This window comes from [Actinomadura] parvosata subsp. kistnae, from assembly GCF_900323885.1.
Taxonomy (GTDB): Bacteria; Actinomycetota; Actinomycetes; order Streptosporangiales; family Streptosporangiaceae; genus Nonomuraea; species Nonomuraea composti.
On the sequence record NZ_OOHJ01000018.1, the window covers coordinates 244765 to 259276 of the forward strand.

At 73.3% G+C, this 14512-nt stretch carries 11 protein-coding genes; 4 read left to right on the forward strand and 7 right to left on the reverse strand.

What is annotated here, in order from left to right; translation table 11 throughout:
- Positions 1-57: 57 nt before the first annotated feature.
- Entirely contained in the window at positions 58-234 is a 177-nt protein-coding gene (locus tag KIS93_RS21375; RefSeq protein ID WP_155129327.1) for a hypothetical protein, read from the reverse strand.
- A gap of 372 nt (positions 235-606) precedes the next feature.
- Here KIS93_RS21375 and KIS93_RS21380 point away from each other — a divergent pair, with 372 nt between their 5' ends.
- Complete coding sequence (locus KIS93_RS21380) at positions 607-1356, forward strand: hypothetical protein (RefSeq protein ID WP_222107565.1); 750 nt, start codon at positions 607-609, stop codon at positions 1354-1356.
- A gap of 14 nt (positions 1357-1370) precedes the next feature.
- Here the strand turns inward: KIS93_RS21380 and lexA are convergent, their stop codons facing one another.
- Positions 1371-2039: a transcriptional repressor LexA gene (lexA, locus tag KIS93_RS21385; RefSeq protein ID WP_230466629.1), complete on the reverse strand. Its 669-nt coding sequence runs from the start codon at positions 2037-2039 to the stop codon at positions 1371-1373.
- 139 nt (positions 2040-2178) lie between these two features.
- On the opposite strand from lexA, the gene KIS93_RS21390 reads away from it, so the two are divergent.
- Positions 2179-3789: a flavin-containing monooxygenase gene (locus tag KIS93_RS21390; RefSeq protein WP_080047588.1), complete on the forward strand. Its 1611-nt coding sequence runs from the start codon at positions 2179-2181 to the stop codon at positions 3787-3789.
- 787 nt (positions 3790-4576) lie between these two features.
- Entirely contained in the window at positions 4577-6916 is a 2340-nt protein-coding gene (locus KIS93_RS21395) for an ExeM/NucH family extracellular endonuclease (protein WP_080045983.1), read from the forward strand.
- Positions 6917-6935: 19 nt separating this feature from the next.
- Here KIS93_RS21395 and KIS93_RS21400 read toward each other — a convergent pair whose 3' ends face one another.
- The 5 genes from KIS93_RS21400 to KIS93_RS63470 all read right to left on the reverse strand — a co-directional run bounded on the left by KIS93_RS21400 (position 6936) and on the right by KIS93_RS63470 (position 13408).
- The gene (locus tag KIS93_RS21400; protein WP_080045982.1) at positions 6936-7637 is read right to left on the reverse strand and encodes an ATP-binding cassette domain-containing protein; all 702 of its coding nucleotides are present in this window, start codon (positions 7635-7637) and stop codon (positions 6936-6938) included.
- Positions 7630-9255, reverse strand: coding sequence for an ABC-F family ATP-binding cassette domain-containing protein (locus KIS93_RS21405; protein WP_080045981.1), 1626 nt, complete (start codon positions 9253-9255; stop codon positions 7630-7632). Before KIS93_RS21405 ends, KIS93_RS21400 begins: the two co-directional genes overlap by 8 nt.
- Before the next feature lie 226 nt (positions 9256-9481).
- Positions 9482-10114 (reverse strand): cytochrome b/b6 domain-containing protein, encoded by a 633-nt coding sequence (locus KIS93_RS21410; RefSeq protein ID WP_080045980.1) that lies wholly within the window; start codon positions 10112-10114, stop codon positions 9482-9484.
- Positions 10077-10763 (reverse strand): molybdopterin-dependent oxidoreductase, encoded by a 687-nt coding sequence (locus KIS93_RS21415; protein WP_222107566.1) that lies wholly within the window; start codon positions 10761-10763, stop codon positions 10077-10079. Before KIS93_RS21415 ends, KIS93_RS21410 begins: the two co-directional genes overlap by 38 nt.
- Positions 10764-10834: 71 nt before the next feature.
- A complete protein-coding gene (locus KIS93_RS63470; RefSeq protein ID WP_222107567.1) occupies positions 10835-13408 on the reverse strand; it encodes an AfsR/SARP family transcriptional regulator in 2574 nt (857 codons plus the stop codon).
- Between the two features lie 229 nt (positions 13409-13637).
- On the opposite strand from KIS93_RS63470, the gene KIS93_RS21425 reads away from it, so the two are divergent.
- Positions 13638-14414 (forward strand): AfsR/SARP family transcriptional regulator, encoded by a 777-nt coding sequence (locus tag KIS93_RS21425; protein ID WP_080045978.1) that lies wholly within the window; start codon positions 13638-13640, stop codon positions 14412-14414.
- Positions 14415-14512 lie beyond the last annotated feature (98 nt).

Genomic DNA, 14512 nt, shown 5'->3' on the forward strand with positions numbered 1-14512 from the left:
AAGCATCATAGGGGACGCCCGGCGACCGGCGCGGCCCGTTCCGCGGACCGTCCCTGGTCATGGGTCGCGCCTGCTCAGCAGCTTGGGCAGGGCCGCGAGCGTCGCGCCGCCCGCGCCGCCGCCGCTGAGCAGGGCGCCCGGCCACTGGGCGCCGGCGGCGAGGACGAGCGCGCAGGTGATCGCGGCGATCATGATCGTCAGGGTGAGGGTGAGAAGCTGGCGGGTGGTGAACAAGGCGGTGTCCCCTTGGAGGTGGTCGGCGTCGATGGACGCGACCCACCCTGTGGCCCGGAGAACGCCGTCGGCCAGCGGTCCAAACGTGCTCGGACGGAGCCGTACGAGGCCGAAAACGATCGCGTGGGTCGACGTAAACTTCCGCACTTCTCCGAATGCATCCGGATTCATCCGGATTAATCGCGAAATCAAGGCTGAATGCCACTCTTGGGTCGCATGGGCAGGCGATCAGCGGATGTGACCTGCGATACCGGATGAGATCGGATCCGCGAAGTCGCGTCTATCGTGAAACGTTCTCTGGAAGCATGGCCCGCATCCGTCGACCCCCGTCGACCCCACCGCCACATGAACCGGAATCGATCATCGAAGATGATGGCAGACACTCATAGGGCAGGAGCCCGTTCCGAATTCATCGCCGCGCTCAAGGAGCTGCGGGAAGCGGCCGGCCAGCCGACCTATTCCCAGATGCACAAGCTGTCGCGCGCCGAGGACATCCCCAAGGAGCTACCGGCGAGCACGCTCAACGACATACTCAACGGCAAGCGGGAGCGCCTGCCCGACTGCCAGCTCGTCGTCTCATTCGTGATGGTCTGTCACCGCCACGCCGAGTCGACCGGCCTGCCCACGGACGGCCTCGGCAGCGTCGCCCAGTGGCTGGCCCACTGGCGCGCCGCCAGGAACGAGCGCTCCCAGGCCATCGGCTCGTACGACCTCTACGGGACCCCCGCCGACGAGGCCGAGCGCCGTACCACCAGGACCGTCGCGCGCCTGGTCCGCCTCGCCGGGGACGGCGACGACGAGTCCGTCTACCGCCTGGCGATCATCAAGGTGCTGACCGGCGAGAACGCGGAGGCCCGATACTGGCTGCACGTCGCCAGGCAGCGGCGGCACCCCGGCGCCGAGGCGTTCGCCGCCACCTCGCGGCCGGAGGAGTTCGCGGCCGGTCAGTGCTTCGCCTACGGGCAGACCTACGAGCAAGCGGGCGCCGCCAAGGAGGAGATCGCGCGGTTCTACTACAAACTCGCCGCCGACCACGGCCACCCGCAGGCCATCGAGCGCCTGCGGGCCCTGCGCGCCGTCCCGTTCGGCAAGCTGCTCCCCGCCCCCATCCCCGCGACGTAGGCCGTCGGGGCGGGTCAGACGCTGCGCAGGACCGAGACCACGATGCCCAGCACCACGGCCTCGTCGCCGTCGATGACGTCGTAGGCGGGGTTGCGCGGCTCCAGGTAGACGTGGCCGCCGCGGCGGCGGAACACCTTGACGGTGGCCTCGCCGTCGATCATCGCGGCGACGATCTGGCCCGAGTGCGCCTCCGGCTGCTGGCGCACCACGACGATGTCGCCGTCGCAGATGGCCGCGTCGATCATCGAGTCGCCGCGCACCCGCAGGCCGAACACGGTGCCGCGGCCGGTCAGGTCGCGCGGCAGCGTCAGCGCCTCGTCCAGGTGCTCCTCCGCCAGGATCGGGCTGCCGGCGGCGATGTCACCCACCACGGGCACGCTCACCATGTCCGCCGGACGCTCCGGCGCCGCCGCCCGCAGAAACGGGCGCACGTCGATCGAGCGGGTCACCGTCGTGCCCCGGCGCAGCAACCCCCGCTCCTCCAGGCTCCTCAGATGCTTCGACACCGACGAGGGCGACCTCAGCCCGACCGCGCGGCCGAGCTCGCGGGTGCTCGGCGGGTAGCCGTACCTGGCCACCCAGTCCCTGATCGTGGCCAGGATCCGCTGCTGGCGCTGCGGCAGGGCCGAGAAGTCCACGTACTCGAAGTCGTCATGATCGTCGTAGCTGGTCACCTGCGAAATGCTAGGCCCAACACGGGCCCGGCGGGGTGACGGGGCACTCACGAGCCGCCGGGTGCCAATCCTGTATCGGGGCTCTTGGCCGCTCGTGACGGTCATGTCAGGGTTACGGGCACGGATCGTGCCGACAGGGGTGATCGTCATGACCGAAGCGTCCATCGAGACCGGCTCGTCCTTCGACGCGGTCGTCATCGGCGCCGGATTCTCCGGCATGTACATGCTGCACCGGCTGCGCGGCCTCGGCCTGACCGCGCGCCTCTACGAGGCCGGCGACGGCGTCGGCGGCACCTGGTACTGGAACAGGTACCCGGGCGCCCGGTGCGACGTGGAGAGCGTCGAGTACTGCTACTCGTTCTCCGAGGAACTGCAGCAGGCGTGGGACTGGACCGAGCGATACCCGTCCCAGCCCGAGATCCTGCGCTACGCCGAGCACGTCGCCGACCGCTTCGACCTGCGCCGCGACATGAGGTTCTGCAGGCGCGTCACTCGCGCCGCCTACGACGCGGCCGGCGCCCGCTGGCGGGTGGAGACCGACCGCGGCGACCGCGTGACCGGCCGCTTCCTCATCACCGCCGTCGGCTGCCTCTCGGACGCGCGCGTCCCCGACCTGCCCGGCACCTTCGAGGGCGAGAGCTACCACACCGGACGCTGGCCGCACGAAGAAGTCGACTTCACGGGCAAGCGGGTCGCCGTCATCGGCACCGGCTCGTCCGGCATCCAGATCATCCCCGTCATCGCCGAACGGGCCGCGCAGGTCACGGTCTTCCAGCGGACGCCCAACTTCACCATCCCCGCCTGGAACCGCCCCATCCGGCCCGAATACGCCCGATGGGTCAAGGACAACTTCGCCGAGATGCGCCGCTCCATGCGCGCATCCCTGTTCGGCATCGCGGCGCCGTTCAACACCCGCTCCGCGCTGGCGGCCTCCGAGCGGGAGCGCGCCGAAGAGCTGGAGGCGCGATGGGCGCACGGCGGGCCCGGCTTCCTCGGCGCCTTCGGCGACACCGCCGTGGACGAGCGGGCCAACGAGGTCGTCGCCGAGTTCGTACGGGAGAAGATCCGCCACACCGTCGACGACCCGCAGGTGGCGGAGCTGCTGTCGCCGCGCGACCATCCCATCGGCACCAAGCGGCCCTGCTTCGACACCGGCTACTACGCCACCTACAACCGGCCCAACGTGCGGCTCGTCGACGTCCGCGCCACCCCCATCAAGGAGCTCCTTTCGGCCGGGTTGCGGACCACCGAGGCCACGTACGAGGTCGACGTCATCGTGTACGCGACCGGCTACGACGCCATGACCGGGCCGCTGCTCGCCATCGACATCACGGGCGCGGGGGGCGTGGCGCTGCGGGACAAGTGGGCGGGCGGGCCCCGTACGTACCTCGGCCTGATGACCGCCGACTTCCCCAACCTGTTCACCATCACCGGGCCGGGCAGCCCGTCGGTGCTCAGCAACATGTTCGTCTCCATCGAGCAGCACGTGGACTGGATCGCCGACTGCCTCCGCCACCTCGCGGACAGCGGCGCGGCCGTCATCGAGGCCGACCCCGACGCCGAGGACGGGTGGACGCGGCACGTCGGCGAGATCGCCGCCCAGACGCTCTTCCCCCGGGCCGACTCCTGGTACATGGGGGCGAACATCCCTGGGAAGCCACGGGTGTTCATGCCTTACGCGGGCGGGGTCGGCACCTACCGCGCCCTGTGCGACGAGATCGCCGCCAAGGGCTACGAGGGCTTCACCCTGTCCCCCTGACCCGCCCCCGCACCCCGGCCCCGCCGCCCGGCTCCCACCCTTTGCGCGAGCCCGCCACACCGGACCTCGTGCCCTACGCGCCCATGCCGTGCCCGAGCCACGCGACGCGCACGGGGGCAAAGTCAGCGCCGCGCAAGGTGGCCGCGCGGGCCGTGCGATGCGCGCCGCGCAAGGTAAGCGCCGCGCAAGGCGGGCGCCGCACGAGGTGGCGCCCCACGAGGTGCCGCCGCACGAGGTCGCTGGCGTCGGGCGGTGTGCCGCCGCGCAAGGTGAGCGCCGCACGAGGCGGGCGCCGCACGGGAGCCGCACGAGGGCGCCGCACGGGGGCGCCGCAGCGCGGAGGCGGGTGTCGCGCCTCCTGAGTGTGGGTGGCCGGGCGGAGGTCGATCGAGCCTGCCGTTCCGGGTCGCACATGTGCCCCTCGGTGGCCGCGCGAGGTGCCGCCGCACGGAGTGCCGCCGCGGGAGGTGGCCGCCGCACGGGGCGGCGCCGCATAAGGCAGGCGCCGCACGAGCTGGGCGCCGGACGAGGCGGGGGCCGCGGGAGGCAGGCGCCGCGCGAGGCGGGCGCCGCGCGAGGCGGGGGCCGCGCCTTCTGGGTGTGGGTGGCCGGGTGGCGGTCGCGCTTGCGCGCGTGGGCGCAGGGGGCGGCGGCGGGGTGGCGCATTGGCCGAAGGCGACACATCCGGGGGCCCTGAGTGGACATGAAGTGTCAATGTTTGAGATTTCATGACAAGTCCACGCCCAAGTCAGGGTTTTTCGTCGTTTGTCGGTTTACGCTCCCCGGCATGCGTGTTAAGTCCCGGGCCCTGGCGATCCTCGTCGTGGCCGGCCTCGCCGGTCCGATCGCCGCCCTGTCCTCACCCTCCATGGCCGCCGCGGCACCAGGCGCCGTGGTCATCAGCCAGGTCTACGGCGGGGGCGGCAACTCCGGCGCCCCCCTCTCGAACGACTATGTGGAGCTGTTCAACCGCAGCGCCGCCCCCGTCTCGCTGGACGGCTGGTCCGTGCAGTACACCAGCGCCACCGGCACCGGGAACTTCGCCTCGAACAAGGCCGATCTGTCCGGCACGCTGGCGCCGGGCCAGTACCACCTGGTGCAGCTCGCCGCGGGCACCACGCCCAGCGGGGCGCTGCCCCAGCCCGACAGTGTCGGCTCGATCAACCTGAGCGGCACCGCAGGCAAGGTGGCGCTGGTGCGCTCGGCCGAGGGCCTGGCCTGCAACGGCTCCACGACTCCCTGCTCGGACGCCCAGCTGGCGCAGCTCGCCGACCTCGTCGGGTACGGCACCGCGAACTTCTCGGAGGGCACCGCTGCCCCCGCGCTCACGAACGCCACCGCCGGGCTGCGCAAGGGCGGCGGCTGCGCCGACACCGACGACAACGCCGCCGACTTCGAGACCGGGGCCCCGGCGCCCCGCAACAGCGCCACCGCCCCGGCCCCCTGCGGCGGCGAGCCGTCCCCGACGCCCACTCCGACACCCACTCCGACGCCGGCCGAGAGCTGCGACACGCCGGCCACGCACCAGATCCCGCAGGTGCAGGGCAACGGTGAGGCGAGCCCGGTGGCCGGGCAGAACGTGCGGGTCGAGGGGGTCGTGACCGGCGACTTCCAGGGCTCCGGCGGTCTCGGCGGCTTCTACGTGCAGGCCGCCCGGCCGGACGCCGACCCGGCGACCTCGGAGGGCCTGTTCGTGTTCTCCTCGACGCCGGTCAAGGCCGGCGACCGGGTGCTCGTGTCCGGCAAGGCGATCGAGTACAACGGCCTGACCGAGATCTCCCCCGCCACGGCCGTGAACGTCTGCGGCACCGGCACGGTCCGGCGCACCGAGATCGAGCTGCCGCTCAGGAAGGACGTCACGTTCGAGCGGTACGAGGGCATGCTCGTCACGTTCGACGACGACCTCGCGATCTCCGAGACCTACAACCTGGCCCGCTACGGCGAGCTGCTCCTGGCCGAGGACGAGCGGCTGTTCCAGCCGACCGACCGCGAGGGCGTGGACACCGCCAGGGACGCGCGGCGCCGGATCCTGCTCGACGACGGCCCCAACGCGCAGAACCCGGCCACGCTGCCGTACCACACGCAGGGCTCGAACACCGTGCGCGTCGGCGACGAGGTGCGGGACCTGACCGGCATCCTCACCTACGGCTTCGACGTCTACCGCGTCCAGCCGACCGCGCCCGTCGTCTTCCGCGCCGAGAACCCGCGCCCCGCCCGCCCCGAGCGGGTCGGCGGCGACGTCCGGGTGGCCAGCCTCAACACGCTCAACTGGTTCACCACGCTCGGCTCGCGCGGCGCCACCACCGCCGAGGAGCGTGACCGCCAGCTCGCCAAGCTGGTCGCCACCATCACCACGCTCGACCCCGCCGTGGCCGGCCTCATGGAGGTCGAGCGCAACGACGACGTCGCGCTCAACGCCTTGGTGGACGCGCTCAACGCCAAGGCGGGCGCCGGCACGTACCAGGCGATCACGCACCCGAACCCGGGCACCGACCTCATCCAGACCGCGCTCATCTACCAGCCGGCCAGGGTCACCCCGATCGGCCCCGCGCGCTCCTCCTCCGACCCGATCTTCAACCGGCCGCCGCTGGTGCAGACGTTCGGCAAGGCGAACGGCCGGGGCAAGACGTTCACGGTGCTGGTCAACCACTTCAAGTCGAAGGGCTGCACCGACGCCGACGGGCCCGCCACCGGCGCCGACGCCGACCAGGGCGACGGGCAGAGCTGCTACAACGCCAAGCGCGTCAAGCAGGCCCAGGCCGTGCTGTCCCTGATCGGCGAGCTGAAGCTGAAGAACGCGCTCGTCCTCGGCGACATCAACGCCTACGGCGAGGAGGACCCGATCCACGCCTTCGAGGACGGCGGGCTGACCAGCCTCAGCAAGAAGTACGTCAAGAAGGACGACCGCTACAGCTACGTCTTCGACGGCCTGTCGGGCGAGCTGGACCACGTGCTGGCCGACAAGGGCGCCCGCAAGCTGGTCACCGGCGCGACCATCTGGCACGTCAACGCCGACGAGGGCCGGTTCATGGACTACAACACCGAGTACAACCCGCCCTACCTGTACGCGCCCGACCCGTTCCGCTCCTCCGACCACGACCCGCTGCTGGTGGGCCTGCGGCTCTGAGACGCCTCGCCTCCGCCTGTCACGCCGGTGACAGGCGGAGGTGCCGGCCCTGCCAGCGGGAACGCAGCCACCGGTCGTGGCTGGCGACCACGACCGCGCCCGGCCCCTCCGCGCCCAGGGCCTCCTCCAGCTCGTCCGACAGGCGGGGCGAGAGGTGGTTCGTGGGCTCGTCGAGCAGGAGCGCCGCGGGCCGGCGGATGAGCAGCGCGGCCAGCGCCAGCCGCCCGCGCATGCCGCCCGACAGTGACGCGAGCGCGCGGGAGTGCGGCAGGCCGCCGAGGCCCAGCCGGTCGAGGACGATGCCGGCGCGCCGGTCGGCGTCCCAGGAGTCGCGTTCCTGGGCCTGCTCCAGCCTGGCCCCGTACGCGGCGAGCAGGGCGGCGTCGCCGGGGTCGGCGGCGAGCGCCTGGCCGAGCCGGTCCAGCTCGGCCAGGTCGGCGCGGGCCTCGCGCAGGGCGTCGGCCAGCACGTCGGCGATGCTGGCGCGGGCGTCGAACGGCAGCTCCTGGTGCAGGAAGCCGAGGTCGGCGGGGCGGGTGACGGTGCCCGCGTCGGGCCGGTCCACCCCGGCCAGCAGCCGCAGCAGGGTGGTCTTGCCCGCGCCGTTCTCGCCGATGAGCCCGATGCGCTCGCCGGGCGCGGCGGTGAAGGAGAGGCCGTCGAGCACGCGCCGCGCGCCCAGCGTCCGTACGAGATCGCGGGCGAGCAGCGCGTCACTCACCCTGGGGGCCTCCGGTCTCCAGGAGGCGGCCGCCGGCCAGCTCCAGCCACCTCTCGACGCCGATCTCGGCGAGGAACCGCTCGTCGTGGCTGACCACGATGAACGCCCCCTCGTACGCGGCGAGCGCGCTTTCGAGCTGGGCGACGCTGACCAGGTCGAGGTTGTTGGTGGGCTCGTCGAGCAGCAGGAGCTGTGGGGCGGGCTCGGCGCACAGGACGCAGGCCAGGGTGGCGCGCAGCCGTTCGCCGCCGGACAGCACGCCGACGGGCAGGTGGGCGCGCGGGCCGCGGAACAGGAAGCGGGCGAGCAGGTTCATCCGCTCGGCGGGGGCCATGCCGGGGGCGGCGTCGGCGAGGTTCTCGGCGACGGTGCGGTCGAGGTCGAGCAGGTCGAGCCGCTGCGACAGGTAGGCGACGCGGCCGTCGGCCCGGCGGGTGGTGCCGCCGTCGGGGGTCAGGTCGCCGCTGACGATGCGCAGCAGGGTGGACTTGCCGGCGCCGTTCCTGCCGGTCAGCGCGATGCGCTCGGGCCCGCGCACGGTCAGGTCGAGGCCGGGCTCGGCGAACAGGCCGCGCGCCTGGAGGTGCTCGCCGTGGAAGACGGTGCGCCCGGCGGGCACGTTGGTGCCGGGCAGCTCCAGCGTGATGCGCTGGTCGTCGCGCAGCGCCCGCCCGGCCTCGTCGAGCCTCGCCTTGGCGTCGCTGACGCGGGCGGCGTGCATCTGGCCGGCCCGCCCGGCCGACTCCTGGGCGCCGCGCTTCATGTTGCCGGCGAAGATGCGGGGCAGGCCGGCGTTCTTGAGGTTGCGGGCGGCGTTGCCGGCGCGGCGCTCGGCGCGCTCGCGGGCCTGCTGCATCTCCCGCTTCTCGCGCTTGAGCTCCTGCTCGGCGCTGCGCACGGTGCGCTCTGCGGCCTCCTGCTCGGTCCGTACGGCCTCCTCGTACGCGGTGAAGTTGCCCCCGTAGAAGCGCACCTCGCCCCGTTCGAGCTCGGCGATGCGGTCCATGCGGTCGAGCAGGACGCGGTCGTGGCTGACCACGAGCAGGCAGCCGTTCCAGTCGCCGAGCAGGTCGTGCAGGCGGTGCCGGGCCTCGAGGTCGAGGTTGTTGGTGGGCTCGTCGAGCAGCAGCACGTCGGGCCGCTTGAGGAGCTGCGCGGCCAGGCCGAGCGAGACGACCTGGCCGCCGCTCAGCGTGGCGAGCGTGCGGTCGAAGGCGAGCCCGTCGAGGCCGAGCCGGTCGAGCTGGGCGCGGGTGCGCTCCTCGATGTCCCAGTCGTTGCCGATGGTGGTGAAGTGCTCCTCGGAGGCGTCGCCGGACTCGATGGCGTCCAGCGCGGCGATGACGGGGGCGATGCCGAGCACTTCCGCCACGGTGAGGTCGCCGGTGAGGGGCAGGCTCTGCGGCAGGTAGCCGAGCACGCCCTTGACGGAGACGTCGCCGCCGGACGGCCGCAGCTCGCCGGCGATGAGCTTGAGCAGCGTGCTCTTGCCGGCGCCGTTCGGGGCGACGAGCCCGGTACGGCCGCCGCCCACGCTGAAGGACAGGTCGGTGAAGACGGGGGTGTCGTCGGGCCAGGAGAAGGACAGCCCGGAACAGATGACGAAAGCGTCGGACATGCTGAGAGACCTCGGAGAATTGACCCGGGCACGCGAAAAGAAGGGCCCGGCAAGTGGAACGGGAATGAGGAAACGACGACCTGGGCCACACCGGGGGCGGTCTTGTCACGCCTGCCCGGGGCCGGGGTCAATCTCCGGTATCACCCGGAGATGTCGTCGTCACCTGCCACGTCTGCTCTCCTAGCTGTCATGAACGAGCACCTGTCACCATAGCATCTTCTGTCGACTACCCGCGCTCCTCCTCGGCCCACCGGGGATGGTTCCTCCTGGCCCAGCCCCACGTCACCCACCCCGTACGCATGCCCAGCCGCGCCCCGGGATCCCGCCAGGCGAGCCGGATGTGCCCCAGCACGACGACGCCGATGGCCAGCGCCGTCAGGTCGTGCACGAAGATGGCGCCGGCCCGCGAGATCCACGGCAGCAGCCCGGTGAACCACATCAGCAGCCCGGTGAACATCATCACCGGCACGGCCCCGGCGATCCAGCCCGCCCAGATCTTCTGCCCGGCGTTGAACTTGCCGGCCGGGCGCGGCCCCGGCGTGCCCCGGCGGACGGCGCGCAGCCACTCCCGGTCGTACGGGGCGAGCCGGTTGATCCTGCGCAGGTCGGCGCGGAACGAGCGGGCGGCGAGCCCGAGCAGGAACGGCGCCGGCAGCAGGATCCCCGACCACTCGTGCACGACGACCAGCAGGTGGCGGCGGCCGACGAGCTGGGCCAGCGGCCCGACGTAGAGGAACGCCGCCGTCCCGACGCACACCAGCATGAGCGTGGCGGTGGCGCGGTGGACCAGCCGCTCGGGGCGGGTGAAGCGGCGCAGCCGGTCAGGCGCCGCGCTCGTCGAGCCAGCCGTCGACGTCATAGCCGTACTCCTCCCAGTATCCGGGGACGACCTGGTCCGTGACGGAGATGCCGGACAGCCACTTGGCGGACTTGTAGAAGTACATCGGCGCGACGTACAGCCGGACCGGGCCGCCGCGCTCGTGGGTGAGCGGCTTGTCCTGCATGTCCAGGGCCACGACCACGTCGGAGCGGCGGGCCTGCTCCAGCGTCAGGCTCTCGGTGTAGACGCCGTCGAAGCAGGTGAAGCGCAGCGCCCTGCCCTCGGGCCGCACGCCCGCCACCTCCAGCAGGTGCGTCAGCGACACGCCGGTGAACGGGGTGCGGGGCACCCGCCAGCCGTCCGTGCACGTGACGTCGCCGACGACCCTGGTCTGCGGCATGGCGCGCAGCTCGGCCAGCGTGTACGTCACCGGCCGCGCGACCAGGCCGCCGATCTCCAGCCGGTAGTCGGCCGCCGTCCGCTCCGGCACCGAGCCGGCCACGCTGAAGTACCGGAACCCGCCCGAGCCGGGCAGCAACCCGGTCGGGTCCGAGCTCGCCAGCCGTTCCCAGCCGTCCTGCACGAGAGGGGCCGCGGCGAGGGCGGCGAAGCCGGCGCCGAGCATCGAGAGCATCGCCCGGCGCGCGATGGGCGCGCCGCTCTCCTTCGGGTGTCGTCGATCGTTCACGTCCGTGATTCGAGCAGCCGCGGCCTCCTCCCGCGCGCGGCGGCCCGCTCCAGTAAGACTTTCGTCATTCCTCATTCCCGCTCCGCTCCGGACCCGCCCTGGCGCAGGAACAGGCTCGCGCCCCGCTCCGCCCACAGCTCCTCGTCCATGTGGTGGTCACGCCACACCTCGGGTGGCTCGGTCAGCCAGTCGTGGCCGAAGATCGCGTACGGGTGGTCCGCGCCCGCGTCCGTCAGCTCGTCCTGGCCCAGGTACTCCATCAGCGGCCGCCACAGCTGCGCGTTGGCGACCAGCAGGTACGACGCCGCCAGCCCCGGCTCGTGCAGCCAGCGGCGCAGCAGCCACGCCTGGAACACGTCCGTGATGGGCGACGGCTTCGCCTCGAACGCCGGGCAGATCAGGTGCCGCGCGATCCCGACGTGCGTCCCCGGCGGCAGCGCCGTGCGGCGGCTCACGTCGTGCCAGATCTCCCCGACGACCGGGTCCGCGTCCAGCTCCGCCCGCTCCGGCCGGCTCAGCGTCAGCCAGCTCAGGTACGCACGGAGCCGGCCGCTCCGCCGCGACCGCAGCAGCGTGAACGCCTCCGGCCGGCGGCGCAGCCAGAACCGGACGGAGGCGGCCGTCAGCTCGCCGTGGGCCTCGCGGGCCATCGCGACGACCTCGTCATGGCCGTCCGGCGTCACCCCGCACGCCCGCACGTCCTCCTCGCCGACCTGCGACACGTACCGGCCGATGACCCCGCCGCGCCGGCGCAGGTGGCTGATCGTGCGCATGACCGCCACGCACGCGCGCGGGTCGCGGGCGCCGCGCAGCAGCTCGCCCATGACGTAGTGGCGGACGCGGCGGTGCATCCGCTCGTAGCCGGCCGGGTCGCGCCAGCGCAGATGGTGCTCCAGGGCCTCGCGCAGCACGCCGCCGACGTCCAGGCCGAGGGCGGCGGTCTCCACGTACGGCCGGGTCCGCAGCCAGTCGAACAGCTCCGCCGCCCGGCCGTCCGGCAGCACCGCGGCCAGCAGGTCCTCCGTGGTGTGGCGGGCGTGCGCGCACACGTGCAGCGCCCACCGGTGCAGGTCCGACGGCACGTCCCCGGCCAGCCGGTCCAGGACGTTGTCCACGACGTAACGGACCGCCTCCCGGTACGGCGGCTGGCCCGTGGCCGACCTGCTCCTGCCCACCTCGGCGGCCAGCGACAGCGCGAACGGGTGGCCGGCGGCGAAGCCCGCGATCGAGGCGCGCAGGCCCGGCTCGACGCCCCGGGCTTCCAGCAGCGCGGCGGACTCCGCGGCGGTGAGGGGTTCGAGGTGCCGGATCGTGATCGTGCCGGACCAGGCCGGGTCGGTGAGCCAGGCGGCGCTCGGCCCGCTCCTGCCCGCCACCACCACGGCCGCGTCGGCGGGCAGCCGCCTGAGGAGGTCGTCGCGCAGCCACGGCTCCAGCTCGGCCAGCTCCTCGAAGGCGTCGATGAGCAGGACGGAGCCCGCCGCCCCCGCCAGCTCCTCCGCGAACCGTTCAAGACGATCGCGGGCATCGGCGCCCGGGCGGTCCGCGACGGGCCGATCCGCGACGGGCCGGTCCACGGCGGGCCGATCCGCGGCGGGCCGGTCCACGGCGGGCCGATCCGCGGCGGGCGTCAGGTGGTTCCCGGCGGCGGGCGTGAGGTGGCGGACCGGGCGGCCCTGGGCGGCGGCGTCCTCGGCGAGGCCGCGCAGCAGCGCCGACTTGCCGATGCCGGCGGGCCCGCGCACGAACAGCACTCCGAGGCGGCCCTGCTGGAGGAGGTCCTGGAAGGCGGCACGCTCGGCGGCCCGGCCGACGAACGGCACGGCGGCCGGCCGGGCCTCCTGGGCGGGCCGGCGGGCGGGCGACGCGGGCGCGGGCTCGTCGCGGGGGTCGGCCTCGGCCCGCAGGATCCGGTCGTGGACGGCCCGCAGCCGCGGCCCCGGGCTGACCCCCAGCTCCTTGCCGAGCAGGTCGTACACCATCCGGTAGACCTCGAGCGCCTCCGCCCGCCTGCCGCTCCGGTACAGGGCGAGCAGGTAGATCTCGTACAGCGGCTCCTCAAGCCGGTTCAGCTCGATCAGCAGCGGCACCTCGGCCGCCACCTCGGCGTGCTCGCCGCGCTCCAGCCGCAGCCGCAGCAGCTCCTGGACGGCCACCAGCCGCAGCCGCTCCAGCCGGAACCGCTCCCGCTCGGCCGCCTCGCCCGGCACGCCGGCCAGCGCCGTGCCCGTCCAGAGGCCGAGCGCCTGCTCCAGCAGCTTCACCGCGCCCGGGACGTGCCCGCGCTCGCGCTCCTCCCTGGCCGACTCCAGCAGGCCGGCGAACTCGAGGGCGTCCACCGCGAACAGCGCCGGGTCGAGCATGTAGCCGCCCGACCTGGAGGTGATCGCCGCGTCCAGCCCCTGCGCCGACAGCAGCCGCCTGATGCGCGAGATATACGTTCTGACGACGGCCTCGCCGGTGGCCGGCGCGTGCTCGCCCCACAGGCCGTCGATGACCTCGCTGATCCGGACGTAACTGCCGCTGTTGGCGAGCAGCAGCATGAGAACGGCCTGCTGCTGCGGCGTGCCGAGGTCCAGCCGCGTGGCGCCGCAGGAGAGCCCGGGCGGCCCGAGGATCGTGAACCTGCAGAGGGACGGGAGCATGCCCCCGACGGTAGGAGCGCCGGAATCGGCGCCGCGAGCGTCAGATGACGCCATATGTGTACGTCACGTGTACGTGCCGCCGGAACCGGACCCGTGCCCAAGAACTTACGGACCGCGAACAAGCCCGGCAATGCGTCAAAATCCCGACGCGGCGTCAGTAGGGTCGGTCGGAGATGCCTTTCACGGCATCGGTGATGAATCATGCGAAGCAAGAGGTGGGGGAACCTCGATGGGCGGGGTGAGCTTCGGGCTGCTGGGCCCGATCAGCGTCTGGAGCGGCGGGGAGGAGCGCGACGCGGGGCCGCCGCAGCAGCGCGGGGTGCTCGCCCTGCTGCTGCTCGGCGAGGGGCGCCAGGTCTCGCTCGACGATATCGTGGGCGCGCTGTGGGGCGACGGGGCGCCGCGCAGCGCCGTCGTCAGCACCCGCACGTACGTCTCGCGCCTGCGCCGGGTGCTGGCCGACGGCGGGGGCGCCGGGCTGGGCACCGAGGCGGAGATCCGGTCGGCGGGCGGCGGCTACCAGCTCGTCGTGGACCCCGGCGCGGTGGACGTGACCGTGTTCCGGCAGACCACCGCCGCCGCCCGGCAGGCCCGCGAGCGCGGCCACCTCGCCGAGGCCGCCCGGCTGCTGCGCGGCGCCCTGGCGCTGTGGCGCGGGCCGGCGTTCGACGGGCTCGGCGGGGCGTTCTTCGAGGGGCGCCGCACGTGGCTGGAGCAGCTGCGTGCCTCCGCCGTGGAGGAGCGGTGGGCGCTCGACATCGAACGGGGCGACTGCGGCCCGGCCATCGCCGAGCTGACGCGGGCGACGGCGGCCGAGCCGTACCGGGAGCGGCTGTGGGAGCTGCTGATGTGGGCGCTCGACCGCGACGGCCGCCGCGAGGAGGCCCTGGCCGCCTTCCGGCGGATCGCCCGGCTCCTGGACGACGACCTCGGGCTCGGCCCGGGGCCCGGCCTGCGCCGCATGTACGCCAGGATCAGCGCGACCGCCGGCGCCTCCCTCGTCTGACCTTCCGGCCGGCGCCTCACGCGTCGGACCGGTACACGTCCTGGCCAGCGCCTCACGCGTCGGACCGGTACACGTCCTGGCCAGCGCCTCACGCGTTC

Bases quoted from the DNA above. Each gene is read 5' to 3' on its own strand.
- KIS93_RS21380 (WP_222107565.1), top strand. From the start codon at position 607: ATGGCAGACACTCATAGGGCAGGAGCCCGTTCCGAATTCATCGCCGCG.
- KIS93_RS21410 (WP_080045980.1), bottom strand. From the start codon at position 10,114: ATGACGTCGACGGCTGGCTCGACGAGCGCGGCGCCTGACCGGCTGCGC.
- KIS93_RS21405 (WP_080045981.1), bottom strand. From the start codon at position 9,255: ATGTCCGACGCTTTCGTCATCTGTTCCGGGCTGTCCTTCTCCTGGCCC.
- KIS93_RS21395 (WP_080045983.1), top strand. From the start codon at position 4,577: ATGCGTGTTAAGTCCCGGGCCCTGGCGATCCTCGTCGTGGCCGGCCTC.
- KIS93_RS21425 (WP_080045978.1), top strand. From the start codon at position 13,638: ATGGGCGGGGTGAGCTTCGGGCTGCTGGGCCCGATCAGCGTCTGGAGC.
- KIS93_RS21390 (WP_080047588.1), top strand. From the start codon at position 2,179: ATGACCGAAGCGTCCATCGAGACCGGCTCGTCCTTCGACGCGGTCGTC.
- KIS93_RS63470 (WP_222107567.1), bottom strand. From the start codon at position 13,408: ATGCTCCCGTCCCTCTGCAGGTTCACGATCCTCGGGCCGCCCGGGCTC.